23 protein-coding genes are annotated in these 23293 nt (G+C 69.8%); 9 read left to right on the top strand and 14 right to left on the bottom strand.

The features are described from left to right. Nucleotides 1-199: 199 nt before the first annotated feature. The gene (locus DDF62_RS19085; RefSeq protein ID WP_116490552.1) at nt 200-406 is read left to right on the top strand and encodes an MbtH family protein; all 207 of its coding nucleotides are present in this window, start codon (nt 200-202) and stop codon (nt 404-406) included. Nucleotides 407-409: 3 nt separating this feature from the next. On the opposite strand, the gene DDF62_RS19080 is transcribed toward DDF62_RS19085, so the two are convergent. Then, nucleotides 410-916 (bottom strand): winged helix-turn-helix transcriptional regulator, encoded by a 507-nt coding sequence (locus DDF62_RS19080; RefSeq protein WP_116490551.1) that lies wholly within the window; start codon nt 914-916, stop codon nt 410-412. A gap of 241 nt (nt 917-1157) precedes the next feature. On the opposite strand from DDF62_RS19080, the gene DDF62_RS19075 reads away from it, so the two are divergent. The 7 genes from DDF62_RS19075 to DDF62_RS19045 all read left to right on the top strand — a co-directional run bounded on the left by DDF62_RS19075 (nt 1158) and on the right by DDF62_RS19045 (nt 8569). Next, nucleotides 1158-2348, top strand: a complete 1191-nt coding sequence (locus tag DDF62_RS19075) for an acetyl-CoA C-acyltransferase (protein WP_116490550.1) — start codon at nt 1158-1160, stop codon at nt 2346-2348. 372 nt (nt 2349-2720) lie between these two features. Beyond that, nucleotides 2721-3017 (top strand): hypothetical protein, encoded by a 297-nt coding sequence (locus DDF62_RS19070; protein WP_101715332.1) that lies wholly within the window; start codon nt 2721-2723, stop codon nt 3015-3017. Next, nucleotides 3014-3304: a hypothetical protein gene (locus DDF62_RS19065; RefSeq protein ID WP_116490549.1), complete on the top strand. Its 291-nt coding sequence runs from the start codon at nt 3014-3016 to the stop codon at nt 3302-3304. The genes DDF62_RS19070 and DDF62_RS19065 overlap by 4 nt, the downstream gene beginning before the upstream one ends. Nucleotides 3305-3368: 64 nt before the next feature. Further along, nucleotides 3369-3956, top strand: a complete 588-nt coding sequence (gene msrA / locus DDF62_RS19060) for a peptide-methionine (S)-S-oxide reductase MsrA (protein ID WP_244286878.1) — start codon at nt 3369-3371, stop codon at nt 3954-3956. Nucleotides 3957-4173: 217 nt separating this feature from the next. Beyond that, nucleotides 4174-5547 carry a DUF4139 domain-containing protein gene (locus DDF62_RS19055; protein WP_116490547.1) on the top strand — a complete coding sequence of 458 codons (1374 nt, stop codon included), beginning with the start codon at nt 4174-4176 and terminating at the stop codon, nt 5545-5547. Nucleotides 5548-5684: 137 nt separating this feature from the next. Next, the gene (locus tag DDF62_RS19050; RefSeq protein ID WP_244286869.1) at nt 5685-7274 is read left to right on the top strand and encodes a DUF4139 domain-containing protein; all 1590 of its coding nucleotides are present in this window, start codon (nt 5685-5687) and stop codon (nt 7272-7274) included. 278 nt (nt 7275-7552) lie between these two features. After that, nucleotides 7553-8569, top strand: a complete 1017-nt coding sequence (locus DDF62_RS19045; protein WP_116490546.1) for a hypothetical protein — start codon at nt 7553-7555, stop codon at nt 8567-8569. 27 nt (nt 8570-8596) lie between these two features. Here DDF62_RS19045 and DDF62_RS19040 read toward each other — a convergent pair whose 3' ends face one another. The 4 genes from DDF62_RS19040 to DDF62_RS19025 form a co-directional block, all read right to left on the bottom strand. Then, nucleotides 8597-9211, bottom strand: coding sequence for a DUF1134 domain-containing protein (locus tag DDF62_RS19040; RefSeq protein WP_116490545.1), 615 nt, complete (start codon nt 9209-9211; stop codon nt 8597-8599). 113 nt (nt 9212-9324) lie between these two features. Further along, nucleotides 9325-10413, bottom strand: a complete 1089-nt coding sequence (gene murG, locus DDF62_RS19035) for an undecaprenyldiphospho-muramoylpentapeptide beta-N-acetylglucosaminyltransferase (protein ID WP_116490544.1) — start codon at nt 10411-10413, stop codon at nt 9325-9327. 76 nt (nt 10414-10489) lie between these two features. Then, a complete protein-coding gene (gene ftsW, locus DDF62_RS19030; protein WP_101720078.1) occupies nt 10490-11662 on the bottom strand; it encodes a putative lipid II flippase FtsW in 1173 nt (390 codons plus the stop codon). A gap of 80 nt (nt 11663-11742) precedes the next feature. Next, complete coding sequence (locus DDF62_RS19025) at nt 11743-12888, bottom strand: alpha/beta fold hydrolase (protein WP_116490543.1); 1146 nt, start codon at nt 12886-12888, stop codon at nt 11743-11745. Between the two features lie 353 nt (nt 12889-13241). Here DDF62_RS19025 and DDF62_RS19020 point away from each other — a divergent pair, with 353 nt between their 5' ends. Continuing rightward, nucleotides 13242-13700 (top strand): hypothetical protein, encoded by a 459-nt coding sequence (locus tag DDF62_RS19020; protein ID WP_244286868.1) that lies wholly within the window; start codon nt 13242-13244, stop codon nt 13698-13700. Between the two features lie 25 nt (nt 13701-13725). Here DDF62_RS19020 and DDF62_RS19015 read toward each other — a convergent pair whose 3' ends face one another. The 9 genes from DDF62_RS19015 to DDF62_RS18975 are packed head-to-tail and all read right to left on the bottom strand — an operon-like array spanning nt 13726 to nt 23235. After that, nucleotides 13726-14244 carry a hypothetical protein gene (locus DDF62_RS19015; protein WP_208866897.1) on the bottom strand — a complete coding sequence of 173 codons (519 nt, stop codon included), beginning with the start codon at nt 14242-14244 and terminating at the stop codon, nt 13726-13728. 26 nt (nt 14245-14270) lie between these two features. Next, nucleotides 14271-15680: a UDP-N-acetylmuramoyl-L-alanine--D-glutamate ligase gene (murD, locus tag DDF62_RS19010; protein WP_116490542.1), complete on the bottom strand. Its 1410-nt coding sequence runs from the start codon at nt 15678-15680 to the stop codon at nt 14271-14273. Between the two features lie 14 nt (nt 15681-15694). After that, entirely contained in the window at nt 15695-16810 is a 1116-nt protein-coding gene (mraY, locus tag DDF62_RS19005) for a phospho-N-acetylmuramoyl-pentapeptide-transferase (RefSeq protein ID WP_116490541.1), read from the bottom strand. Further along, nucleotides 16810-18195: a UDP-N-acetylmuramoyl-tripeptide--D-alanyl-D-alanine ligase gene (locus tag DDF62_RS19000; RefSeq protein ID WP_116490540.1), complete on the bottom strand. Its 1386-nt coding sequence runs from the start codon at nt 18193-18195 to the stop codon at nt 16810-16812. Before DDF62_RS19000 ends, mraY begins: the two co-directional genes overlap by 1 nt. Continuing rightward, nucleotides 18188-19645 carry a UDP-N-acetylmuramoyl-L-alanyl-D-glutamate--2,6-diaminopimelate ligase gene (locus DDF62_RS18995; protein WP_116490539.1) on the bottom strand — a complete coding sequence of 486 codons (1458 nt, stop codon included), beginning with the start codon at nt 19643-19645 and terminating at the stop codon, nt 18188-18190. The genes DDF62_RS19000 and DDF62_RS18995 overlap by 8 nt, the downstream gene beginning before the upstream one ends. Then, nucleotides 19642-21405: a peptidoglycan D,D-transpeptidase FtsI family protein gene (locus tag DDF62_RS18990; protein WP_116490538.1), complete on the bottom strand. Its 1764-nt coding sequence runs from the start codon at nt 21403-21405 to the stop codon at nt 19642-19644. The genes DDF62_RS18995 and DDF62_RS18990 overlap by 4 nt, the downstream gene beginning before the upstream one ends. Continuing rightward, entirely contained in the window at nt 21402-21833 is a 432-nt protein-coding gene (gene ftsL / locus DDF62_RS18985) for a cell division protein FtsL (RefSeq protein ID WP_116490537.1), read from the bottom strand. The genes DDF62_RS18990 and ftsL overlap by 4 nt, the downstream gene beginning before the upstream one ends. Continuing rightward, on the bottom strand, nt 21830-22771 hold the full coding sequence (gene rsmH, locus DDF62_RS18980; RefSeq protein ID WP_116490536.1) for a 16S rRNA (cytosine(1402)-N(4))-methyltransferase RsmH: 942 nt from the start codon (nt 22769-22771) through the stop codon (nt 21830-21832). Before rsmH ends, ftsL begins: the two co-directional genes overlap by 4 nt. Continuing rightward, nucleotides 22768-23235 (bottom strand): division/cell wall cluster transcriptional repressor MraZ, encoded by a 468-nt coding sequence (locus DDF62_RS18975; RefSeq protein ID WP_116490535.1) that lies wholly within the window; start codon nt 23233-23235, stop codon nt 22768-22770. The genes rsmH and DDF62_RS18975 overlap by 4 nt, the downstream gene beginning before the upstream one ends. Nucleotides 23236-23293: the final 58 nt, after the last annotated feature.

Below are 23293 nucleotides of genomic sequence, written 5' to 3'. Positions count from 1 at the left end.
CTGATTCGTTTCGCGCGCGTTCCGGCGCTTCAAGCCTTGCCGTTAACTTGGCTGTGGACGCCCGCCGATTACCCCCAGGCAACCGCACGCCGCGCGCAACCTGACGGCGCGCACCACGCAAGCTCCACCTGCGCGATTGACAGCGACCCTCGCTACGACCAAGCCTCGCGCCTCATCCAATGCATGCAAGGCGGGGACGATGTACGAAGGCGACGAAGACAACACGCTCTACACCGTGGTCGTGAACCACGAGGAGCAGTATTCCATCTGGCCGGCCGGCCGCGATCTGCCGCTGGGCTGGCAGAGCGCCGGCTTCAGCGGGACCAAGAGCCAGTGCCTCGAGTTCATCCAGAACGTCTGGACCGACATGCGCCCCAAGAGCCTGCGCGAGGCGGAGGGCGCCTAGGCCCTATTCCGCCGCCACCTTCACCGCGACGGCCTCGAGCGCCTGCGCCACCGTGGGGCCGGGGTCGTCGTGGATCACCCGGGACAGGTCGCGGCCGTCGACCACCTGGCCGCAAGCCTCGCAGGCCAGCTTGGGGTGGAAGTCGCAGCCGCAGGCCTTGTGCACGAAGTGCACCGGGCCATTGCCCACGCCATAGACATGGCGGTCGCCCCACTCGGCCATGGTCAGCAGCACGTTCGACAGGTCGCGCCCCTTGGCGGTCAGCACATACTCGTGGCGCGGCGGGCGCTCCGAATAGCGGCGCGTCTCCATCACCCCGTAACCGACCAGGCTCTTGAGCCGCGCGGCCAGCACGTTGCGCGCCACGCCCAGGCGTTCCTGCCACTGCTCGAAGCGCCGCACGCCCTGGAAGGCGTCGCGCAGGATCAGCAGGGTCCAGGGATCGCCGACGACCTCGAGGGTGGCGGCGATGGCGCAGCGTTGCTGGCTATAGTCGGCGGTGCGGCCCATAGGGCGAAGGTGCGGCGTTCCGCGAGGGAATGCAAGGGCCGTTGCTTTTCAGTACGAACTCGAGTAAGTTTTTTATCGCAATTGACTCTCTCGGTTCATTGCTCGACTTTCCGGCCGACGACGGGAGCCGCCCTTCCGCCGCCGGCCGCTTCTTGCGTCGAACGCATACGCAAGACACTTGCGCAAGCGGGCCGATAGAGGGCCTATTCCACCGCAAAATAAACGTATCGGGAGTTCGTCCATGTCCAATCGCGCCGATCCTGTGGTGATCGTCAGCTTCGCCCGCACGCCGATGGGCGGCTTCCAGGGCGCGCTGGGCGGGGTGAAGGCCACCGAACTGGGCGCGACGGCCGTCAAGGCCGCCCTGGAGCGCGCGGGCCTGGCCGGCGACAAGGTCGACCAGATCATCATGGGCTGCGTTCTGCCGGCTGGTCTTGGCCAGGCGCCGGCCCGCCAGGCCGCCCTGGGCGCGGGCCTGCCCAAGTCGGTCGAGGCCACGACCGTCAACAAGATGTGCGGCAGCGGCATGCAGGCCGCCATCATGGCCCACGACGCCCTGCTGGCCGGCAGCGCCGACGTCATCGTCGCCGGCGGCATGGAGAGCATGACGCTCGCGCCCTACCTGATGGCCAAGCATCGCGGCGGGGCCCGCATCGGCCACGACCAGATCTGGGATTCGATGTACCTCGACGGCCTGGAGGACGCCTACAGCCCCGGCAAGCTGATGGGCGCCTTCGCCGAGGACACCGCCGCCGACTACCAGTTCACCCGCGAGGCCATGGACGACTACGCGACCAAGGGCCTTCTCAAGGCCAAGGCCGCCGTCGAGAGCGGCGCCTTCGCCGCCGAGATCGCGCCGGTGACGGTCACCACCCGCAAGGGTACGGAGACCATCGACAAGGACGAGCAGCCGCTGAAGGCCGATCCGGCCAAGATCCCCACCCTGCGCCCGGCCTTCTCGCGCGACGGGGCGATCACGGCCGCCAACTCCAGCTCGATCAGCGACGGCGCCGCCGCCCTGGTCATGACCCGCAAGAGCGTCGCCCAGGCCCTGGGCCTGCCGGTGGTCGCCACCGTCGTCAGCCACGCCGCCCACGCCCACGAGCCGGGCCTCTTCACCACCGCCCCGGTGCCGGCGATGCGGAAGGCGCTGGACCGCGCCGGCTGGAGCGTCGCCGACGTCGACCTCTTCGAGGTCAACGAGGCCTTCGCCGTGGTGGCCATGATCGCCCGGAAGGAGCTGAGCATTCCGGACGACAAGCTGAACGTCAACGGCGGCGCCTGCGCCTTGGGCCACCCGATCGGCGCGTCCGGCGCCCGCATTCTGTGCACGCTGATCTCGGCGCTTCAGGCCCGCAAGGCCAAGCGCGGCCTGGCTTCCCTGTGCATCGGCGGCGGCGAGGCCACGGCCATGGCGATCGAACTCGCCTAATTCTTGCCCAAGATGAGGCATTTTGGCCCGCCGCGCGGCAAGAGCTTGCGCGGCGGGTCGGCAAGCGTTACCTGTTGACCTGCAAGCCTACCTGGACCCATTCCGACTCCATGCCCTCGCACCTGATTACCATCGCGCTCTTTACGACTGGCCTCTCGGCCGGCGTCGCGATGTGGTGCGCCATGATGTCGAAGATGAACCAGATTAAAACCGTGCCTGTCAGGACGGGGCAAAGACGGCGCGCAGACTAGGGACCTCCCTGGAAAACCAAGCCGAAGGATCACGAGATCCGAAAAAGCCCCGCCTCCGAAAGGAGCGGGGCTTTTTCGTTGCGCGGTCCGACGGTCCTCAAACTCAAAAGGATCTTCGAACATGAGCTACCTGCCTTCCCCACCCGCCTTCCACAGCGACGACGACGGCGTCACCGTCCACCAGCTGTTCCTGTCGGCCCAGGACGCGCCCAGCGCGCTGGACGCCGTCCGCCAGAGCCTGGCCGACTGCGGCGCCGAGCTGTGCAACCTGTCCCTCAAGCCCGTCGGCCAGCTGGTCGAGGCTTCCTTGCGCGTCCGTCGCCTCGGCGACCAGGCCGCCCGCCTGCTCGCCCGCGACCTGGCCGCCTGGCCCGGCGTCAACTCGGCCAGCGTGGAACACCAGTGGGTGCGCCCGTGAGCCTTGGCGACGTAGGCGAGCTCAAATCGGAAGACGACAAACTTCGCGAGGATCGGCGCCGCCTGTTTCTCGTGACCGCCGAGGACACGCCCGACGCCCTGATGCGGGTGCTGGGCGTGGCCAGCGTGCAGCAGGTGCGCCTGCGCGCCCTGACCGCCCAGCCCGAGGGCGCGGCCATCTCCATTCGCCTGGAGATCGACGACCAGGGCGACGACCGCGCCCAGGTGCTGGCCGCGCGCCTGGCGTCGGTTCCGGTGGTGCGGGGCGTCGGCCACGGCTGGCGCTGATCGCCTCCATCCTTTCGCCGGCTCGATCCGTACCTATCTCGAGCTTCTGAAAGGACCGCCCATGATCCGTCGCCTCCTCGTCGCCCTGGCCCTGCTGGCCGCGCCCCTGGCCGCCCTGCCGGCCTCGGCCCTCGCCGCGACCAAGACCGCCGTCTTCGCCGGCGGCTGCTTCTGGTGCATGGAGAACGACATGCGCGGCATCCCCGGCGTCGTGAAGGTCGAGAGCGGCTATACCGGCGGCCACGTCAAGAACCCGACCTACCGCGACGTGACCAGCGAGCGCAGCGGCCACTACGAGGCCGTCCGCGTCACCTACGACCCGGCCAGGATCGAGTACGCCTACCTGCTGTCGCGCTACTGGAAGCTCGTGGATCCCACCGACGACGGCGGCCAGTTCTGCGACCGCGGCCCCTCCTATCGCCCCGCCGTCTTCGTCGACGCCGACCAACGCCCCGCCGCCGAGCGCTCGCGCGCCCTGGCCGCCCAGCGCCTGAAGACCGGCGCGATGAAGGCCCAGATCCTGCCGCTGCAGACCTTCTGGCCGGCCGAGGCCTATCACCGCGACTACGCCAAGAACAACGCCGTCGAGTACCACCTCTATCGCACCGGCTGCGGGCGCGATCGCCGGCTGGCGCAGGTGTGGGGGAAATAATCCGATCCTCCCCTGAAGGGGGAGGCGGCCCGGAGGGCCGGAGGGGGGAAGTGTCTGACAGGGTCAACGCGACCCGAAGTCAGCAATCCCTCCCCCTCAGTCGCTACGCGACAGCTCCCCCTTCAGGGGGAGCATTTAAATTTACAAACCTAATCTCTCGACATTCCATCGCGCGCATGAAAACGTGGCTGCAACGATAGAGGGAGACGCCGCGCCGATGCTTCGCGCCGCTTTGTTCGCCACCGCCTGCGTGGCCGCCGCTTCCGCCGCCCCCTTCCAGATGGCCCACGCCCAGACCGCCCCCAAGGTCTCGGTCACCATCTACAACAGCAACCTGGCGCTCGTTCAGGACCAGCGGACGATCGACGTCGCCGCCGGCCGCCAGCGGCTCGAGTTCAAGGACGTCTCGGCCGCGATCCGACCCGAGACCGTCAGCCTGTCCTCGCCCACCCTGGCCGTGGTCGAGCAGAACTTCGACTACGACCTCCTGACCCCCGACAAGCTTATGGAAAAGGCGGTCGGGCGGCAGATCAAGATCGTCCGCACCAACCCCGGCGACGGCAAGGAGACCACCGAGACCGCGACGGTGCTGGCCGCCAACGAGGGCGTGGTGCTGAAGATCGGCGACCGCATCGAGGTGCTGCGCGACGACGGCGTGCCCACCCGGGTGATCTTCGACAAGGTGCCCGAGACCCTGCGCGCCCGCCCCACCCTGTCGGTGACGGTCAACGCCGAGAAGGCCGGCCCCACGCCGGTGACGCTCAGCTATCTGACCTCGGGCCTGTCGTGGGCGGCCGACTATGTCGCCCTGTTCGACGAGAAGAAGGGCGCGCTGGACCTGCAAGGCTGGATCACCCTGCAGAACAACTCCGGCACCGCCTTCGAGAACGCCCAGACCCAGCTGGTGGCCGGTAACGTCAACCAGTTCAACGGCGGCGGCTACAACGGCGGCGCCACCTCGGCCGGGACCGAGGGCAGCGACCGCGAGCGCATCGCCGACTACTACATCTATCCCCTGCCCGAGCGGACCACGATCGCTTCCAACCAGAGCAAGCAGGTCGGCTTCCTCAGCGCCCAGGGCGTCGCGGCCAAGAAGGTCTACGAGGTGCGCGAGTACGGCTTCTCCAGCGACGCCAATCCGCAGAAGGCCATCACCGCCATCCAGTTCAGCAATTCGAAGCTGAAGGGCCTGGGCGACCAGCTGCCGGCCGGGACCATGCGCGTCTACATGCGCGACCAGGCGGGCGATCCCAAGTTCATCGGCGAGAACAACATCGGCCACACCTCGGCCGGCTCGGAACTGTCGATCAAGACCGGCGAGGCCTTCGACGTCTCCAGCCAGGCGACCCTGGTCTCGCAGGAGAAGATCTCCAAGACCCGCTCGCGCTACGTCATGAAATACCTGGTGCGCAACGCCCGCCCCGAGGCGGTGACGGTCGAGCTGCGCCAGGCCGGCCTGTGGCGCGACGGCAAGGTCACCGACGAAAGCCTGCCCAGCCGCCGTATCGACGCCCGCACCCTGGCCTGGAGCGTGCCCGTCCCCGCCAACGGCGAGACCGTCCTGACCTTCACGGTGGACAACGGCTGGTGAGGATCGGGCTGAGGCTCAGGAAACCTCCCCCTGTGGGGGAGGTGTCGCCGAAGGCGACGGTGGGGGGAATGACCGCTGGCCTTGCCACGCCCCCCTCCGGTCGCTGCGCGACCGCCTCCCCCACAGGGGGAGGTACCTTGCTGCTGCGCTCCGCCCTCGCCGCCCTTGCCCTGCTCTGCGCGCCAGCCATGGCCCGCGCGGAAGTCATCGCCTCGCCCGCCGCCGAGGCCGTGGCCGTCACCCTCTATCGCGACGGCCAGGGACCGGTGCAGACGCTGTCGCCGTGGCAGAAGCAGCAGGCCTTCGAGAAGGGCCTGATCCTGGTCGGCGAGACCCGCACGGTCGAGCTCCCGGCCGGCCGCCACACCTTGCGTTTCGACGGCGTCGCCGAAGGCCTGATCCCGCAGAGCGCGGCCATCGAGGGCCTGCCCTCCGGCGCGGTCGAGCGCAATTACGACTACGCCCTGCTCAGCCCCGGAACCCTGGTCGAGCGCTCGCTGGGCAAGCCGGTGAAGGTGGTGCGCACCAACCGCGAGACCGGTCGCCAGTCCAGCGTCGACGCCACACTGCTCCAGGGCCCGTCCGGCCTGATGGTCCAGACCGCCGAGGGCGTCGAGGTGCTGGGCTGCTCGGGCGGGGCCGAGCGCCTGGTGTTCGACCGCGCGCCCGAGGGCCTGTCCAGCAAGCCCAGCCTCTCGGCCGAGATCGACGTCCCGATGGCCGGGCGATACGCGCTGACCCTGACCTACCTGGCGATCGGCGTGAACTGGCAGGCCGACTACGTCGCCACCCTCAACCCGGATGGTCGGACGCTGGACCTGCTGGGCTGGCTGACCCTGATGAACAGCTCGGGCACGAGCTTCGCCGACGCGCCTACCCAGCTGGTGGCCGGCAAGCTGCAACGCGTGCCGGTCAATATCATCCGCCCGCGCGTGGTCCCCGTGCGCCGCGACTGCTGGCCGATGGACACCACCACCCACGGCCAGCCGGGCATGGCGGGCGCCTACGATGTCGGCGCCATGCCCGCGATGGCGCCGCCCCCTCCGCCCCCGCCGCCGCCTCCCCCACCCGCGGAATTGAGCGTCACCGCCATGCGCCGCGCGCCGCTGGCCGCACAGTCCGACCTGGGCGACTACAAGCTCTACACCCTGCCCGAACCGGTCACGGTGGCCGCCCGCCAGACCAAGCAGATGGCCTTCCTCGACGAGAAGGGCGTGCGCTACCAGCGCCTGTACGTCGCGTTGGTCAGCCCCTGGAACGACTACCGCGAGGATCAGCCCGCGCGGCCGCCGCAGGTGGTGCTGCGCCTCGACAACAAGGCCGCCCAAGGCCTCGGCAAGCCCCTGCCCTCGGGCGCCCTGTCGGTGATGGAGACCATCGGCGACGTCCCCGCCTTCGCCGGCGAACAGGCCGTGCGCGACGTGGCGGTCGGCGAACCGGTCGACCTGGCGATCGGCTGGGGCATGGACGTCCGCACCCGCCCCCGCCTGGTCGAGGACAAGCGGGCCAACAAGACGACGGTGCGGCGGACCTACGAGATCGACCTGGTCAACAGCAAGTCGATCCCCGTCACCTTCGAGATCCGCCACGATCCGAACGTCCAGTTCTTCAAGGTGGTGTCGGAGCCTTCCAAGCACGACATCCGCCAGGGCCAGGTCGCCTGGCGCGTGACGCTGAAGCCTGGCGAAAGCCGCGTCTTCCGCTACGCCGTCCGGCACGCGGGCTGACCCGCCGCCGGGCAAGCCGAGCGTGTCCCAAGCGCCACAGCAACCTTGCGATGCGCCAGATCGTCGAACGTCGGTCTTGCCGCGAGCCGCGACGCATGAGATCAGCCCGCTCCCGATCAGATCTCCGGAGCCGAACCGCCGCATGACCTTTCTCGTCGCACAGCTGAAGCCGCCGATGACGGCGGAATGGCGCGCGTCGACCAAGGCGCGCCCGGCCCTTCGCCCCACCGTTTCCAACCGCTGATCGCGACCGCTCCGGCCGCGTCCGGAGCTCTTCGATGTCCATCCTGCCCTTGGCCGGGCCGTCCACGACGGCTTCGCCGCTGCTGCGCCTGATCGCGCCCGACTACGCCGACACGCTGGCCACCCTGTGGCCCGCGCCCCATACGCCGTTCCTGACCGCGCCCGCCGCGCGCCGCCACCTGGTCTGCCTGATGCTGGCCGTCGAACCCGCCGGCTCCGCGCCGCTGGAGGTCGCCCGCCTGCTGGAGGAGCCGCTGCGCAAGGCCGTGCGCCTGGTGCTCGATCCCGCTCCCGAGGGCCTGCGCCGGGCGCTGGAGCGCCTGGGCGAGATCGCCTGGAGCCCGGCCGACTACCGCGTGCTGCTGGTGCTGCTGACCGAACCGGCCGCCGCCAAGCGGCTGCGCCACGCCCCGGCGATCACGCCCGACGAGGTGCGCACGCTCGACGCCCTGCCGCCGGCCGTGCGCATCCACGGCGGAGGGCCGATGCGGATGGGTCCAGCCCAGGCGGTGCTGCTGGCCGAGGCGCATGCGGCCCTGTCGCGTCGCCTGTCGCCGGCGGTGCTGACCGAGCGCATCGCCGCCTGGAGTCGCGCGCCCGACACCAAGGCGCTGTTCGCCCTGGTGGCCGAGGACTTCCGCCTCGACCCGCCGGCGCCGCCGCACCCGGGCACCGAGCGGCTGCGGCCGCTGGCGGACGCGGCGGCCATCCGCGACGCGGCCCGCCGCTATCGCAACTGCCTGGAGAACTACATCGACGATGCGCTCGACCGGCGCAGCGCCATCTACGAGTGGCTGCCCGAGCCGGGCGCGGTGATCGAGCTGACGCCCGACGGCATCTTCGGCTGGCGGCTGGACCAGGCGCGCCTGCGCAGCAACAAGGCCGTGGACGAGGCCACGCGCGAGGCCATCGTCGGAGAACTTCGGGGCATGGGGCTGCACGTCGGCCGCAGCGCCTGGCAGATCCGCAACGCGCTCGACCGCGCCGCCGCGCCGGACTTCAAGCTCGAGCCCGTCGACGCGGCGATCGCCGAATACTTCACCGGCTTCTGACGAAGCCGGTGAAGACCGGCCGCCGTATCAGAACGGCAGGATGTTGCGCTGGCGGCTGTAGGCCAGGTAGCCGATGTTGGCGCCCAGGCGCAGGCCGACGCCGGCGCGGATCGGGGCCAGGACGATGGTGTCGGCCTTCTGGTAGTTCACGCCCAGGCCGCCCACGAGATAGGCGCTGCCCTCGACGCCGGGGAAGCGGCGGAAGATGGCGTCCGGGTATTGCAGGTTATAGCAGAGGGTGAAGACGCGGCTGGCGTTGCCGCCCCAGTCCCAGCCCACCGACGGGCCCTGCCAGAACACTTCCTGGGTGGGACGGTTCTTCATGTAGAGCAGGCCGCGGCCGTAGCGCAGGCCCACCGCGATGGCGGCCGAGCCTTCTTCGCCGGCCACGTAGCCCGTGGGCTGGCCGCGCTCGCGGAAGATCCGCTCGATCGCGGCGCCGGCGCTCTCGGCCGTGACGCCGAGGAAGTCCGACGTGGCGCGGACCATCTCGTCGGCCGAATAGGTCGCCGCCGCGCCGGTGTCGTAGGCCGGTCCGTTCGGATCGGGATTGCGCGGCTGCGAGGTGCTGGCGCAGGCGCCGAGGCCGACGGAGGTCAGGCCCGAGGCCATGCCGGAGAGGATCAGCGAGCGGCGGTCCATGTGTCTTTCCCGCAAATAGAACGTGTCTGCACTGTCACAGGTCTTCTTGTCCGGTTTGGGGCGCGTTGCTTAACGGGCGGTTAAGCATGTTTCGCGCCCCAGCCTTGCCAGACCTAACGCGCGGTGCGCTCCACCAGGTCCGCCAGATGCTCGGCCGCGTCGGGCACGGCCACCGACCGGGCGCCCTTGGCCATGCGGGCCAGGCGCTCGGGGCTCTTGAGCAGGGCGTTCAGCGCCCCGGCCAGGGCGTCGACCGTCAGTTCGTCCTCGAGGCACACGGCCGCGCCGCCGGCCTCTTCCAGCAGCTTGGCGTTGAAGCGCTGGTGGTCGTCGGCGGCGATCTTCAGCGGCACCAGGATCGACGGGCGGCCGGCCACGGCCAGCTCGCAGCAGGTCGACGAGCCGGCGCGGCCGACGACGATGTGGCTCTGGCGCAGGCGGCCGGCCATGTCGCGGAAGAACGGCGCGACCTCGCAGTCGACCATGGCGTTGCGATAGATCTTGCGGGCGTGCTCCATGCTCTCGGCGCGGGCCTGCTGGAACACCTTCATGCGGCCGCGCATCTCTTCGGGCAGCTTGGCGATGGCTTCGGGCACCAGCTCCGACAGCAGGCGCGCGCCCTGGCTGCCGCCGGTGACGAGGATGCGCAGCTGCACCTCGGGCGGCAGGTAGGCGACCTGCGCCAGGTCGCGGATCTCCGGGCGCACCGGGCTGCCGACCACGTGGGCGCGGGCCTTCACGGCCGGCTTGGCCATCTGCAGGGTCGGGAAGGCGCAGGCCACTTCGGTGACATAAGGCGCCAGGAAGCGGTTCACGCGGCCCAGCACCGCGTTCTGCTCGTGAATGACGGTCGGGCGCTTTTCCAGCAGCGCGGCCAGCAGCGCCGGCAGGGCCGGATAGCCGCCGAAGCCGACCACCACCGACGGGTTCAGGCGCGCGAAGGCCTGCTTGGCCTGCATCACGCCCTGGAACACGGCGACGCCGGCCTTGACCATGCCGACGGGGTCGTTGGCCTTGGCGGTGGCGGCCGACAGGGCCAGCCGCTCCTGGGCCGGGAACTTGTCGGCGTAGAACGCGCCGCGCTCGTCGGTGGCCAGCACCACGCGCCAGCCGCGGCCGATCAGGGCCTCCGACAGCGCCTGGGCGGGGAACATGTGGCCGCCGGTGCCCCCGGCGGCGACGATCGCCAGCTTGCCGCTCATCAGGCCAGATCCGCCGCACGCATGGCGGAAACCAGGAAGGTGTTACGCAACTGCAGTCTCCCTAACCCGAGAGCCTTCAGTCGAAGGCGCCGGTCTGGCCGAACGGTCCGCCGCCGCCATAGGACCCGGGCCGCTTGCGCGTCAGCGCCAGCGCCATACCCAGGGTGAGCCCCATGGCCAGCATCGACGAGCCGCCGTAGCTGATGAACGGTAGGGTCATGCCCTTGGTCGGGATCATGTTCAAGTTCACAGCGACATTGATGAACGTCTGCTGGCCCAGGAGGACGAAAAGCCCGGCCGAAGCGACCTGCTCGAAGGGGTCGGCCAGCTTCATCGACTTGTAGAGCCCGCGCACCACGATGAAGGCGAACAGGCTGATCAGGGCCAGCGAAAAGACCAGGCCGTACTCCTCGGCGGCGACCGAATAGATGAAGTCGGTGTGCAGGTCGGGCACGTGGCGCTTCATGACGCCCTCGCCCGGACCGCGCCCGAACAGGCCGCCGGCGTGGATGGCCTCGGCGGCGCGGGTCACCTGGTGGGTGTCGGCCTGGTCGGGGCTGAGGAACTTCTGCACGCGGGCGTGCACGTGGTCGAACAGGAAATAGGTCGAGGCAAGGCCCCCGAGCGCCACCGCGCCCAGGCCCATGATCCACGAGATCGGCACCCCGGCCATCCAGAACGCGGCCCCGAAGGCGATGGTGATCAGCACGGTCTGGCCGACGTCGGGCTGCATCAGCAGCAGCGCCACGGCGATGAAATAGAGGCCGAAGGCGATCGACACGCCGGGTACGCCCTCGCCCTTCTGGCCCTCGGCGAACATCCACGACACCAGGATGATCAGGGCCGGCTTCATGAATTCCGAGGGCTGGAAGGTGAAGCCGCCGATCATCAGCCAGCGGGCCGCGCCCTTGGCGCTGTGGCCGATGAACGGCAGGGCCGCCATGACGCCGATGGCGACGATGTAGATAAAGAAGGCCGCCCGCCGGATGCCCTTGGGGCTGAGCATCGACACGGCCAGGACGATGGTCGCTGCGCCCACGCCGAACACCAGCTGGCGGATGGCGAAGTGGAACTGGTCGTCGATGCCGATCCGCTGGGCCGCCGCCGGGCTGGAGGCGAACGACAGCAGGACGCCCAGGGTGACCAGGATCGCCGTCGCGCCCAGCAGCCAGCGATCGGTCGTCCACCACCACACCCCTAGGGGCGAGCGGTCGGTCCGGGCGAAGGCGTGGGCGGTCTGCTGGCGCATGGGGGCAAGAGTCGGGCGTTACGGTTAATCGAGTCTTGCCGCCGGCCGCGACCAAATCACGGCCGGCGCGATTTTCCTCGCTATTCCACAGGCTTGACCTCGGGCTGGGGCGTCGGAGCGTCGGCCGGACGACCGTACTCCCAGGCTCTGGCCAGCGGCAGCACGTGATCATGCAGGGCCTGGCCGAAGCGGACCGACTGCATCTGGATGGCGGCATGGCCCGTACCCGGCAGAACCACCAGCGCCTTGCCCGGCGCGCGCAGGCCGTCGAACCAGGGGCGCACGAAGTCGGGATGGTCGTACTCGCCCTGGATCAGCACCATCGGCATGGCGAAGTCCTGGCCCAGGGGCGCGGCCTTCCAGGCGTGGTTGGCGTTGTAGACGGCCAGCGAGCGCTGGCGGCGGATGGTCCTGCCGGCGTCCTTGTGGGTGAGGAGGTCCTTGAGGCTCCAGTCGGGCATGGCCAGCGCCTGGCGATAGAGCTCGCCCTCGCTCTTCTTCGGGCCTTCGGTCTTCAGATAGACCGGCTCGAGCGCGTCGACCTCCTTCCAGCGGCTGGGAGGGTCGTAGGGCGGCGGCCCCAGGGCGGTCAGCTTGGCCAGCAGCTGCGGATGCTTGCCGGTCTTGGCCACGGCCAGCATGTGGTCGTAGATGTGCCGGTCGCGGGCGCTGTTATCCACGGCCTGGCCCGTTCCGACATAGACCGAGAACAGGTCGGGCCGCTGGTGGGCCATGGTCAGGGCCACGCGCGATCCCCACGACCAGCCCAGCAGGGCGATGCGCGGCTTGTGCAGCTTGTTTCGCAGATGGTCGGTCAGGGCCAGACCGTCGGCGACGAAGCTGTCCACGCCCTGGTTCGGATCGATGCGGCCGCCCGCGCGCGCCAGGCTCTTGGCGTGGTCGCGGCGGTCCCAGTGGACGACCGTGAAGTCCTTCTCCCAGCTCTTGTAGTCCTCGGCGAACAGCGAGGTCGGCATGCCGCCGCCGTGCACGACCAGCAGCACCGGATTGGCGAGGTTCTCGCCCCGGATCACGACCCACTGCTCGCCGCTGGGCAGCTTGACGAAGGCGCTCTCCTGGATGCCGTCCTTGGCGTCGATCCGCAGCCGCTCGGCCGTCTGGTGCTGGAAGAACGCCCGCGTCGCCGCCGCGCCCCCGCCGACCGCGATCGCTGCCGCCACAACGCCGATCGCGCCGCGGCGCAGCCATGTCTTGAGAGTGCCCATGCATTGCCCCTGCAGGTTGATTTACGGGTGTAGACTGCATGGCGGGGTAATTTTTACAAGCGTAGTTTTAATGACGCCTGTAGCCGTCTGGCGGCCGCCCCTCCCCCAGAGCGGGGATCTTCGCGCCCAGACGCTCCCCCTGAAGGGGGAGCTGTCGGCGAAGCCGACTGAGGGGGAAGTGATTGCTGACGCTGGGGATGTGCTGACCTCATCAGACACTTCCCCCTCCGGCCCTTCGGGCCACCTCCCCCTTCAGGGGGAGGATCTTGAGATACCAACGATCTGCGATTGCTGGACGGATCGCTGAAACCGGCGGATGCTGTCGGCTTAACGGTCCAGCTTGGGAGGGCTTGATGACCGCTGTGAACAGCTTGGGCGGTGGAACCGCCAAGACCCCGTGGCACGTCTGGCTGGTCGGCGTGGTCGCCGTCCTGTTCAACGCCATCGGCGTCTTCGACTTCGTGATGAGCATGACCCAGGGCGAGGCCTACATGGCCAGCGCCGGCATGACGGCCGAGCAGATCGCGCACTATCGGCAGATGCCCGCCTGGATGACCGGCGTGTGGGCCATCGGTGTGTTCGGAGCCTTCGGGGCCTCGGTGCTGGTGCTGCTGCGCCGGAAGCTGGCCTTCCCGGTGTTCGCCGTCTCGCTGGCGGCGTTCCTGGTCAGCCTGCTCTACACCTACGCCCTGACCGACGGCGGCAAGGTGATGGGCCAGCAGATGGCGATCACCAGCGCCGTCATCGCCGCCCTGCTGGCGTTCTTCACCTGGTACGCCTGGGCGATGGGGAAACGCGGGGTGCTGAAGTAGGCGTTCGCCTCGACAGGGCCGAGCACTAGTCCGAGAAGTGATGGAGCCGCGCGTCGGCGATGTAAGGCTTCAGCGCGTCCATCGCGCCGTCGTTCCTGTGCCAGATGACGTAGGTGTAGTCCCACGCCTCGGTGATCAGGCAATGCAGTTGCGGGATCACGAACGTAGAGAACTGCGACTCGTCCTTCTCCATCGCCTCTTCATAGCGGCTCAGGACGGATTGGATTTTCGCCGGAAACTCGACGACGCCGGGATCGCGCCTCGCTATTCCGACACGGAAATCCGTCGAGATGGCCGCGATCAGCGCGTTGAACCTCGACCATTCCTCCTCGCCGACGCCGTCCAGCAGGTGAAGGTTGTCCTTTCCGAGCCAACCGGACCACAGCGAAACATACGCTTTGCTGAATTCCGGCCGGACTTCACCGCCATCGAAATAGTCGTCGAACATCAGGCCCCTACGTTCCAGCTTGAGATCGCGCACGTCAACGAAGTCCGCCGGCCGCGTCGAGATGGATGTCCCGGCGCGTTCGAGCCCCTCCGCCATGAGGGCGGGACCGACCGGCGGACAGGTTAGGCCCGCTTGGCCTTGGGCTTCACCAGGCCGTTGACCGCCGCCCGAAACGCCTCGCCGCGGGCCTCGAAGTCGCTGAACTGGTCGAACGAGGCGCAGGCCGGCGAGAGCAGGACGATGGCGTCCTGGCCGGTGGCGGCGGCGTCGGCATGGGCGGCGGCGACGGCGGTCTCGATGTCGCCGCACTGCTTGACCGGGGCCTTGCCGTCCAGGGTCTTGCCGAACTCATCCGCCGCCTGGCCGATCAGGTAGGCGCAGGCGACGCGCGGGAACAGGTCGACCAGGTCCTCGATGCCGCCGGCCTTGGGCACGCCGCCGGCGATCCAGTAGAACTTGGGATAGCTCGACATCGCCTGACGGGCGGCGTCGGCGTTGGTGGCCTTGCTGTCGTTGACGAAGGCGACCTTGCCGATCTTGCCGACGGTCTCCATGCGGTGGGCGAGACCCGGGAAGGTCATCAGCCCCTCGACCGCCTGGACCGGCGGGATGCCGATGGCGATGGCGGCGGCGTAGGCGGCGGCGGCGTTCTGCCAGTTATGGCGGCCCGGCAAGCTTCTTGCGCGAAGAAGATCGGCCATCTCGGTCACGCGCTCGCCGGTGGCGTCGTACAGCACGCCTTGCAGGGCATAGACGCCCCGGCCCATGGCCTTGCCGGCGCTGATCGGCCAGATGGTGCGGCGGTTGGCGGCGGTGATCTCGGTGCAGATCTGCTGGCACCAGGGATCGTCGACCCCGATGATCGCCGTGTCGCCCTTGCCCTGGTTCAGGAAGATGCGGCGCTTGGCGGCGATATAGCCTTCCATCGAGCCGTGGCGGTCGATGTGGTCGGGCGACAGGTTGAGCAGCACCGTGGCGTCGGCGTGCAGGCTGGAGGTCAGGTCCAGCTGGTAGCTCGACAGCTCCAGCACGTAGACCGCGCCGCCGTGCATGTCTTCCAGGCCCAGGATCCCGGCGCCGATGTTGCCGCCGACGCGGGTGTCGCGGCCCGCCTGCTGGCACAGGTGGCCGATCAGGGCCGTGGTGGTCGACTTGCCGTTGGTGCCGGTGATGGCGATGATCTTCGGCTTCTTGTGCTCGGGCGCGGCGTTGACCGTGCGCGCGAAGAGCTCGACGTCGCCCAGGATCTCGACGCCGGCTTCCTTGGCCTTGTCGACGGTCCAGTGGGGCTTGGGATGGGTCAGCGGAACGCCCGGCGACAGCATCAGGGCTGCGAACTGGCTCCAGTCCGCGGTCGAGAGGTCGACGACCGGCAGGCCCTCGGCGCGCGCGGCCTCGCGGCCGGCTTCCTTCTCGTCCCACAGCGCCACCTTGGCGCCGCCGGCGATCAGGGCGCGCGCGGCCGTCAGGCCGGTGCGGCCCAGGCCGAACACCGCGACCGTCTTGTCCTCGAACCCACGGACCGGGATCATCCTACGCCCTCCCCTTACCGTAGCTTCAGCGTGGCCAGACCGACGAACGACAGCATCATGGCGACGATCCAGAAACGGACGACGACGGTGCTCTCGGCCCAGCCCAGCTTTTCGAAATGGTGATGGATCGGCGCCATCAGGAAGATGCGCTTGCCGGTCTTCTTGAAGTAGGCGACCTGGATCATCACGGAGAGCGCCTCGGCCACGAACAGGCCGCCGACGATGCCCAGAACCAGCTCGTGCTTGGCGCAGACGGCGATCGAGCCCAGCGCGCCGCCCAGGGCCAGCGAGCCGGTGTCGCCCATGAAGATCTTGGCGGGGGGCGCGTTGTACCAGAGGAAGCCCATGCCGCCGCCGATGATGGCGCCGCACAGCACCGCCAGCTCGCCGACGCTCGGCACGAAGTGCAGGTTCAGATAGTCGGCGAACTTGTAGTTGCCGACGAGGTAGGCGATCAGGCCGAAGGTCGAGGCGGCGAACATCACCGGCACGATGGCCAGGCCGTCCAGGCCGTCGGTCAGGTTCACGGCGTTGGAGAAGCCGGCGATCGTGATCGCGGCGAAGGCCACGTAGAACCAGCCGAGATTGATCACCAGGTTCTTGAGGATCGGGAAGACCAGCGAGGTCTCCAGGCCCGGCGTCATCTGCGACTTCGGGGCGAAGACGATCAGGGCGACGGCCGCCAGGATCGAGACGATGAACTGGGCGACCAGCTTCTGGCCGCTGGAGAGGCCGGCGGTCGTCTGCTTGGTGACCTTGGCGTAGTCGTCCATGAAGCCCAGCACGCCGAAGGCGGCGGTGATGCCCAGCACGACCCAGACGTGGACGTTGCGCAGGTCGGCGAACAGCAGCGAGCCGACGAACAGGCCGGCCAGGATCATGAAGCCGCCCATGGTGGGCGTGCCGGATTTCTCGAGAACGTGGCGCTCGATGCCGTCGGTGCGGATCGGCTGGCCCTTGCCCTGCTTGGCCTTCATCCAGCGGATGAAGCGCGAGCCCATGGCCACGGCCACGATGTAGGCCGTCAGCATCGACATGCCGGTGCGGAAGGTCAGGTACTTGAGCAGGTTCAGGACCGGCACGTGCTCGTGCCCGCCGCGCGAGAGCCATTCGTAGAGGAAATACAGCATCAGACTTGTTCCCGCCGGCCGAGCGCGGACAGGGCGGCGGCGATAGCGCCGGCCCGTGACCCGTTCGACCCCTTCACCATCACCACGTCGCCCGGCTGCATGGCCGAGGCGATCTGCTGCGCCAACGCGGGCGCGGCGTCCGCATAGCCGCCCCGGCGCTCCTGCGGAAGCGCGTTCCACAGCGACATCATTAACGGCCCGGCGCAGAACACCAGATCGATGCCCGCCTGGGCGATCGGGCCTGCAAGCTCTGCATGGAAGCGCGGGCTGTCGGGACCCAGCTCCAGCATGTCGGTCAGGGCCACGATCCGGCGGCCGGCGACCTTGCGCGCGCCCAGGGTGGCCAGGGCCGCCTGCATCGACACCGGATTGGCGTTGTAGCTCTCGTCGACCAGGGTGAAGACGCCGCCGTCGATGGCGACCGTCTGCTCGGCGCCGCGGCCCTCGATCGGCGCGAACTCGGCCAGGGCCGCCAGGGCCGTGGCGCGGTCGACGCCCAGGGCTTCCAGCATCAGCAGCACGCACAGGCTGTTGGGGCCCCAGTGCACGCCGGTCTGGCGGATCGGGAACGACAGCGGCTGGCCGTCCAGCTCGGCGACGACGGTCGCGCCGGCGCCCTCGACCACGAAGTCGACGAGGCGGGCGCTGGATCCGTCACGGCCGAAGCTGCGCACGGTCGCGCCGGCCTTCTCGGCCTCGCCCTTCAGCAGGTCGAACCATTGATTGTCGGCGTTCAGCACGGCGACGCCGCCGGGCTCCAGCCCGTCGAAGATCTCGGCTTTCGCGCGGGCCACGCCGATCTCGCCGTCGGCGAAGTTCTCCAGATGCACCGGGCCGACCGTGGTGATCGCCACCGCGTGCGGGCGGATGAACTTCGACAGCGGGGTGATCTCGTCCGCATGGTTCATGCCGACCTCGAACACCGCCCGCTGCGTATCGCGCGGCATGCGGGCCAGGGTCAGCGGCACGCCCAGGTGGTTGTTGTACGACTTCACCGAGGCGTGGGCCTTGCCGGCGCGGCGCAGGCCGGCCTCGACGGCGCGGGTGACGCTGGTCTTGCCGACCGAGCCCGTGACGGCGCCGCGGCGAGCCTGGGGCGCGCGTTCGCGGGCGGCGACGCCCAGGGCTTCCAGCGCCTTGAAGGTGTCGGGCACGACGACGGCGGGGGTCGGGACGGCTTGCGAGACCAGCGCGCCGGCCGCGCCCTTCTGCGCCGTCTGGGCGACGAACTCGTGGCCGTCGCGCACGCCGGCCAGGGCGACGAACAGGTCGCCCGGCTCGATGCTGCGGCTGTCGATCGAGACGCCGGTGGCGGAAAAGTCGCCGGCGACCGTGCCGCCGGTCGCGGCGGCGATCTCTTCGGCGGTCCAGAGGGCGTCAGCCATGGACGGCCTCCAGCGCGCTCAGGGTCTCGGCCACGTCGTCGAAGGGGTGGTTGACGCCGGCCACCAGCTGGCCCTGCTCGTGGCCCTTGCCGGCCACGACCAGCACGTCGCCGTCTTCCAGCAGGGCGACGCCGGCGCGGATGGCCTCGCGGCGGTCGCCGATCTCGCGCGCGCCGGGGGCGGCGGCAAGGATGGCGGCGCGGATGCTGGCGGGATCTTCCGAACGCGGATTGTCGTCGGTGACGATGGCGACGTCGGCCAGGCGGGCGGCGATCTCGCCCATCTGCGGACGCTTGGTGCGGTCACGGTCGCCGCCGGCGCCGAACACGGCCACCAGCTTGCCACGGACATGCGGGCGCAGGGCCTTCAGCACCGTCTCCAGGCCGTCGGGGGTGTGGGCGTAGTCGACATAGGCCTCGCCCTTGCCGGTTCCCTTGCCCACGCGCTGCAGCCGGCCGGCCGCGCCTTCCAGCTTTTCCAGGGCGGCGAGCACGGCGTCCAGATCCTCGCCGGTGGCCAGCACCAGGCCGGCCGCGACCAGCACGTTGGAGGCCTGGAAGTCGCCGGCCAGCGGCAAGCGGACTTCGAACTCACGGTCCTGGGCGGCGATCTTCAGCAGCTGGCCCCAGGGGGTCGGCTCGCGGGAAATGAGCTTCAGGCCCTGGCCCTGCTCGCCCACCGACAGGATGGTCTCGCCCGAGGTCACGGCGGCGGCGGCGAAGGCGGGGAAGGCGTCGCTGTCGGCGTTCAGCACGGCGGTCGCGCCGCGCGGCAGCAGGGCCTCGAACAGGCGCAGCTTGGCGGCCCGATAGCAGCCCATGGTGCCGTGATAGTCGAGGTGGTCCTGGGTGAAGTTGGTGAAGCCGGCGGCGCTGATCTTCAGGCCGTCCAGGCGGCGCTGGTCGATGCCGTGCGACGAGGCCTCGACGGCCAGGTGGGTCACGCCCATGCCAGCCAGCTTGGCGGCCATCTCGGCGACGTCGGCGGCGTCCGGCGTGGTCAGGCCCGGCGGGGTCAGCTGCTCGTCGGGAACGCCCGGGGCGCTGACGACGACGCCCAGGGTGCCCATGCTGGCGGCCTTCTTGCCCAGCAGGGCCAGGATCTGGCGGGCGAAGCCGGCGACCGAGGTCTTGCCGTTGGTGCCGGTGACCGCGATCACCGTGGCCGGCTGCTGCGCCCAGAACTCGGCGGCGGCCAGGGCGTAGGCGCGGCGGATGTCGGTCGCATGAGCGGTCGGCACCGAAAGATCGGTCACGTCGTCGGGCGCCAGGACGGCGGCCGCGCCCGAGGCGATCGCGCCCGGAATGAAGCCGCGGCCGTCGACCTTGCTGCCCGGCAGGGCGGCGAACAGGAAGCCTTCACGCACCTTGCGGCTGTCGGCGGTGACCCCGGCGATGGCCGGGTCAGCGTCGAACGGACGGTGCAGGATCTGTGAAAGCGTCTTGGTCAAAGTCCCGCCCCTGGCGTGGTGGCTTTCGGCTGGGCGCCGGCGATGATGAGTTCGTTCCGGCGCTGGACGCCGAGGAACGGAGCGATGCGGTCGATGACGCGGCCGGCGGCCGGCGTGGCCACCCAGCCGCCCGTCGAGAAGCCGAAGGTCTTGGCCGTGCCGTGCGGCTCGTCCATCAGGATCAGGACGAAATAACGGTCGGCCTCCAGCGGTCCCTCGGTGGGGAACACCGCGGCGAAGGACGAGACCTGGCGCTGGTGGTTGTAGCCGCGGATCGTGGGATCGTACTTCTCGCCGGTGCCGGTCTTGCCGCCGACCGACAGGCCCTTGACGTCGGCGGTCTTGCCGCTGCCGCCGGTGACGTTGGCGCGCATGATCTGCAGCATCTGCTGCGAGGTCTCTTCGGACAGCACGCGCGGGCCTTCCGGACGCACGCCTGGCGGCAGCTTGCGGATGGTCAGCGGCGGCATGGTGCCGCCGTTCAGCAGCGGACCGAAGGCGCGGGCCAGCGCCAGCGGGCTGACGTTCATGCCGTGGCCGAACGAGGTGGAGGCCACCGCGTCGGTGTCCCACTTCTTCGGGGTCAACGGGCGGGCGGACTCGCGCAGCTCCACCTTGGCCGGCTTGGTCAGGCCCAGGTTGCCGTAGTACTGGCTCAGGCGCTGGGCGCCGACGCCCTCGGCCAGGCGCGCGGTGCCGATGTTGGACGAGTGCTGAAACACCTCGACCAGGGTCAGGATCTTCCGCGAGGCGTGGTAGTCGTGGATCGTGCGGTAGCCCAGCTTGTAGGGCTCGCGCGCGTCGAAGGTCGAGCTGGGCGTGGCCACGCCCGTATCCAGGCCGATGGCGACGGTGAAGGCCTTGAAGGTCGAGCCCATCTCGTAGACCGAGGCGGCCGCGCGGTTCAGCTTGGCGTCGTCGCTGGCCTTGCCCGGATCGTTCGGATCGAAGTCCGGATAGCTGGCCAGACCCAGGATCTCGCCGGTGTGGACGTTGGTGACGATGCCGACCGCGCCCTTGGGGCCAAATTCGAGGGCGGCCTTGCGCAACTCGTCCTCGAGGGCGGCCTGGACGCGCAGGTCGATCGACAGGGCGATCGGGGCCGCGCCCTCGCCCTTGGCGGCGGCCGCGTGGATGTCGTCGTTCAGCGCGCCCTCGGCGCCGGCCAGCCCCTTGCCGCCGCCGTCGACGAAGCCGACGAAGTGCGCGGCCGAGACGCCCAGCGGATAGACCCGGCGGGCCTGTTCCTCGAACTCCACGCCCGGCAGGCCCAGGTTGAAGATGGCGTCCTTCTGGGCCGGGTCCAGGCCGCCCAGCAGGAAGGTGCGGCGGTCGCCGAAGATGGCCTTGTCCAGGCGCTTAGCCGGCACCTGCGGCAGGGCCTTGCCCAGGGCGGCGCGCGTGGCCTTGGCGTCCCAGACTTCCTTGGGATCGATGTAGAGCGCGTAGTGGGTCAGGTCGACGGCCAGCAGCTTGCCCTCGCGGTCGACGAGATCGCCGCGCGCGCCTTCCATGGCCGCCAGGAAGCCGCCGTTCTTGCCGGCGCTGGAGAACACCGCCGCCCAGGTGGCGCCGACGGCCAGCACCATGAAGGCGCAGGCGAACAGGGCCAGGACGAAGAAGATGCGGATGCTGGTGTCGTCTTCAGGCTTGGCCGCGGCGCGCGAGCGCTCGAAGGCGTGCTCAAGGCGCCAGACGCGTTCGATCAGCCAGCGCCAGGCCGGACCGCCGCCATGGGGAACGAGGTTGGCCAGGCTCATCGCGGAGCCTCCTCGGCGCCGGCGCTGACCCCGTCGGGCGCGTCGGCGGCGGCCAGGGCCGGATCGGCCGCGGCGGCGACCGGCGGGGCGAGCGGCTTGGAAGCCGGGATCGGCTTGCGGGCGACGTCGATCAGCGCGTCCTCGCTGGTCTCGCGGTCGGGCGCGATCGGGGCCAGCTGGGCGGCCTGGGCCAGGGATTCGATGCGGCGCGGCTGCTCGAGGTGCGCGACCTCGGCCTTCAGCAGGCGGACCTTGATCCGCTCTTCCTCGATCTGGCGCTCGACCGAGGCGATCTCGGCGCGCTCGCGGCCGGCGAAGGCTTTCGCCATATAGACGCCCAGCACCAGGGTCAGCAGCACGCCCACGCCGACGATGTCGACGACGCGGAAGCCGCGCACGCGGCGATGGAAGACCTCCGAGATCCTCACGCCGAGGCCTCCCAGACGGGGGCCTCGGTGCGGACGGCGGCGCGCAGCTTGGACGAGCGGGCCCGCGGATTGACGGCCAGCTCTTCCTCGCCCGGCGCGATGGCCTTGGTCGAGATCAGCTTGAAGCTGGGCGGCGCGCCAGCGGCGGTCGGCGGCGCGTGGCGCGAGCCGCCCGGCGTGCGGCCGGCGCGTTCGGCCAGGAAATTCTTGACGATGCGGTCTTCCAGCGAATGGAAGGTGACCACGGCCAGGCGACCGCCCGGCTTCAGCACGGCCTCGGCGGCGGCCAGACCCGCCTCCAGCTCGCCAAGCTCGTCATTGACGGCGATGCGCAAGCCTTGGAACGAGCGGGTGGCCGGATGCACCTTGGCGCCCTTGCGACCGCCCAGCGCGCGCTCGATCACGGCCGCCAGGTCCAGCGTACGGGTGAACGGCTCTTCGGCGCGGCGCTTGACGATGAAGCTGGCCACGCGGCGCGAGGCGTGCTCCTCGCCGTAGACATAGAGGATGCGGGCAAGCTCGACCTGGTCGAGGGTGTTGACCAGATCGGCCGCCGTGGGGCCGTCGTCGCCCATGCGCATGTCCAGCGGACCGTCGCGCATGAAGGAGAAGCCGCGCTCGGCTTCGTCGAGCTGCATGGAAGACACGCCAAGATCCAGGGTTACGCCGTCCACCGACGCAGGCCCAAAATAGGCGGTGATTTGCGAGAAACGGTCCTGAATCAGCCGAAAGCGACCATCCGTCGCGGGAAGGTCGGACGTGAAGCGCTGCACCGTCGGATCGCGGTCGAAGGCCGTCACCGAGGCGCCGCTTCCCAGGATCGCGCGGGTGTAGCCGCCGGCGCCGAAGGTGCCGTCGAGGATCATGTCGCCGGGCTTGGCGTCGAGCGCGGCGACGACTTCGCTCAGCAGGACCGAGATGTGCGGGGCGGCGCTCATGCGGCGCCCCCCAGGCGGGCGACGCGCTGCTGGGCGCGCAGGGCGGCCAGGCCGTCGCGGGCCAGTTCGCGCTGGGTCGCGCGGTGGGCCTGGAAGGCGTCGCGCGACCAGATCTGGAAGCGTTCGCCCAGCCCCACGATGGTGACCTCGTCGGTCAGGCCGAACATGTCGCACAGCACGTCGGGCAGGGTGATGCGGCCGGCGGTGTCGAACGACAGGCGAGCCATGCCGCCCAGGACGCTGGTCTCCAGCGCCGAGCGCACCGGGTCGCCGAAGGGCAGCTCGTCGATCACCGCCTGGTAGCGGTCGAACAGGGCCTTGCCGCCGGCTTCCAGGCAGTCGGCCTCGATCGAGGGGAAGCAGAAGATGCCGTCGAAGGGGCCCGAGACGGCGGCGCGGAACTCCTGCGGCACCACGAGGCGCCGCTTGCTGTCCAGCTGCTTCTCGAACGTCGAGAGGAACACCCCGCCAACCCTTGCCCAAACCACGGTCGCCCCAGCACGAGTCCGACCAGCCCGAATG

This window comes from Caulobacter radicis (genome assembly GCF_003094615.1).
Classification (GTDB): Bacteria; Pseudomonadota; Alphaproteobacteria; order Caulobacterales; family Caulobacteraceae; genus Caulobacter; species Caulobacter radicis.
The sequence above is the reverse complement of the archived record's forward strand: the minus strand, read 5'-3'. Positions and strand labels throughout refer to the sequence as shown.

What these genes read in the sequence shown, in the direction of transcription:
- DDF62_RS19085 (WP_116490552.1), top strand. Translation starts at nt 200, where the DNA reads ATGTACGAAGGCGACGAAGACAACACGCTCTACACCGTGGTCGTGAAC.
- DDF62_RS19080 (WP_116490551.1), bottom strand. Translation starts at nt 916, where the DNA reads ATGGGCCGCACCGCCGACTATAGCCAGCAACGCTGCGCCATCGCCGCC.
- DDF62_RS19075 (WP_116490550.1), top strand. Translation starts at nt 1,158, where the DNA reads ATGTCCAATCGCGCCGATCCTGTGGTGATCGTCAGCTTCGCCCGCACG.
- DDF62_RS19070 (WP_101715332.1), top strand. Translation starts at nt 2,721, where the DNA reads ATGAGCTACCTGCCTTCCCCACCCGCCTTCCACAGCGACGACGACGGC.
- DDF62_RS19055 (WP_116490547.1), top strand. Translation starts at nt 4,174, where the DNA reads ATGCTTCGCGCCGCTTTGTTCGCCACCGCCTGCGTGGCCGCCGCTTCC.
- DDF62_RS19045 (WP_116490546.1), top strand. Translation starts at nt 7,553, where the DNA reads ATGTCCATCCTGCCCTTGGCCGGGCCGTCCACGACGGCTTCGCCGCTG.
- DDF62_RS19040 (WP_116490545.1), bottom strand. Translation starts at nt 9,211, where the DNA reads ATGGACCGCCGCTCGCTGATCCTCTCCGGCATGGCCTCGGGCCTGACC.
- murG (WP_116490544.1), bottom strand. Translation starts at nt 10,413, where the DNA reads ATGAGCGGCAAGCTGGCGATCGTCGCCGCCGGGGGCACCGGCGGCCAC.
- ftsW (WP_101720078.1), bottom strand. Translation starts at nt 11,662, where the DNA reads ATGCGCCAGCAGACCGCCCACGCCTTCGCCCGGACCGACCGCTCGCCC.
- DDF62_RS19025 (WP_116490543.1), bottom strand. Translation starts at nt 12,888, where the DNA reads ATGGGCACTCTCAAGACATGGCTGCGCCGCGGCGCGATCGGCGTTGTG.
- DDF62_RS19020 (WP_244286868.1), top strand. Translation starts at nt 13,242, where the DNA reads ATGACCGCTGTGAACAGCTTGGGCGGTGGAACCGCCAAGACCCCGTGG.
- DDF62_RS19015 (WP_208866897.1), bottom strand. Translation starts at nt 14,244, where the DNA reads ATGGCGGAGGGGCTCGAACGCGCCGGGACATCCATCTCGACGCGGCCG.
- murD (WP_116490542.1), bottom strand. Translation starts at nt 15,680, where the DNA reads ATGATCCCGGTCCGTGGGTTCGAGGACAAGACGGTCGCGGTGTTCGGC.
- mraY (WP_116490541.1), bottom strand. Translation starts at nt 16,810, where the DNA reads ATGCTGTATTTCCTCTACGAATGGCTCTCGCGCGGCGGGCACGAGCAC.
- DDF62_RS19000 (WP_116490540.1), bottom strand. Translation starts at nt 18,195, where the DNA reads ATGGCTGACGCCCTCTGGACCGCCGAAGAGATCGCCGCCGCGACCGGC.
- DDF62_RS18990 (WP_116490538.1), bottom strand. Translation starts at nt 21,405, where the DNA reads ATGAGCCTGGCCAACCTCGTTCCCCATGGCGGCGGTCCGGCCTGGCGC.
- rsmH (WP_116490536.1), bottom strand. Translation starts at nt 22,771, where the DNA reads ATGAGCGCCGCCCCGCACATCTCGGTCCTGCTGAGCGAAGTCGTCGCC.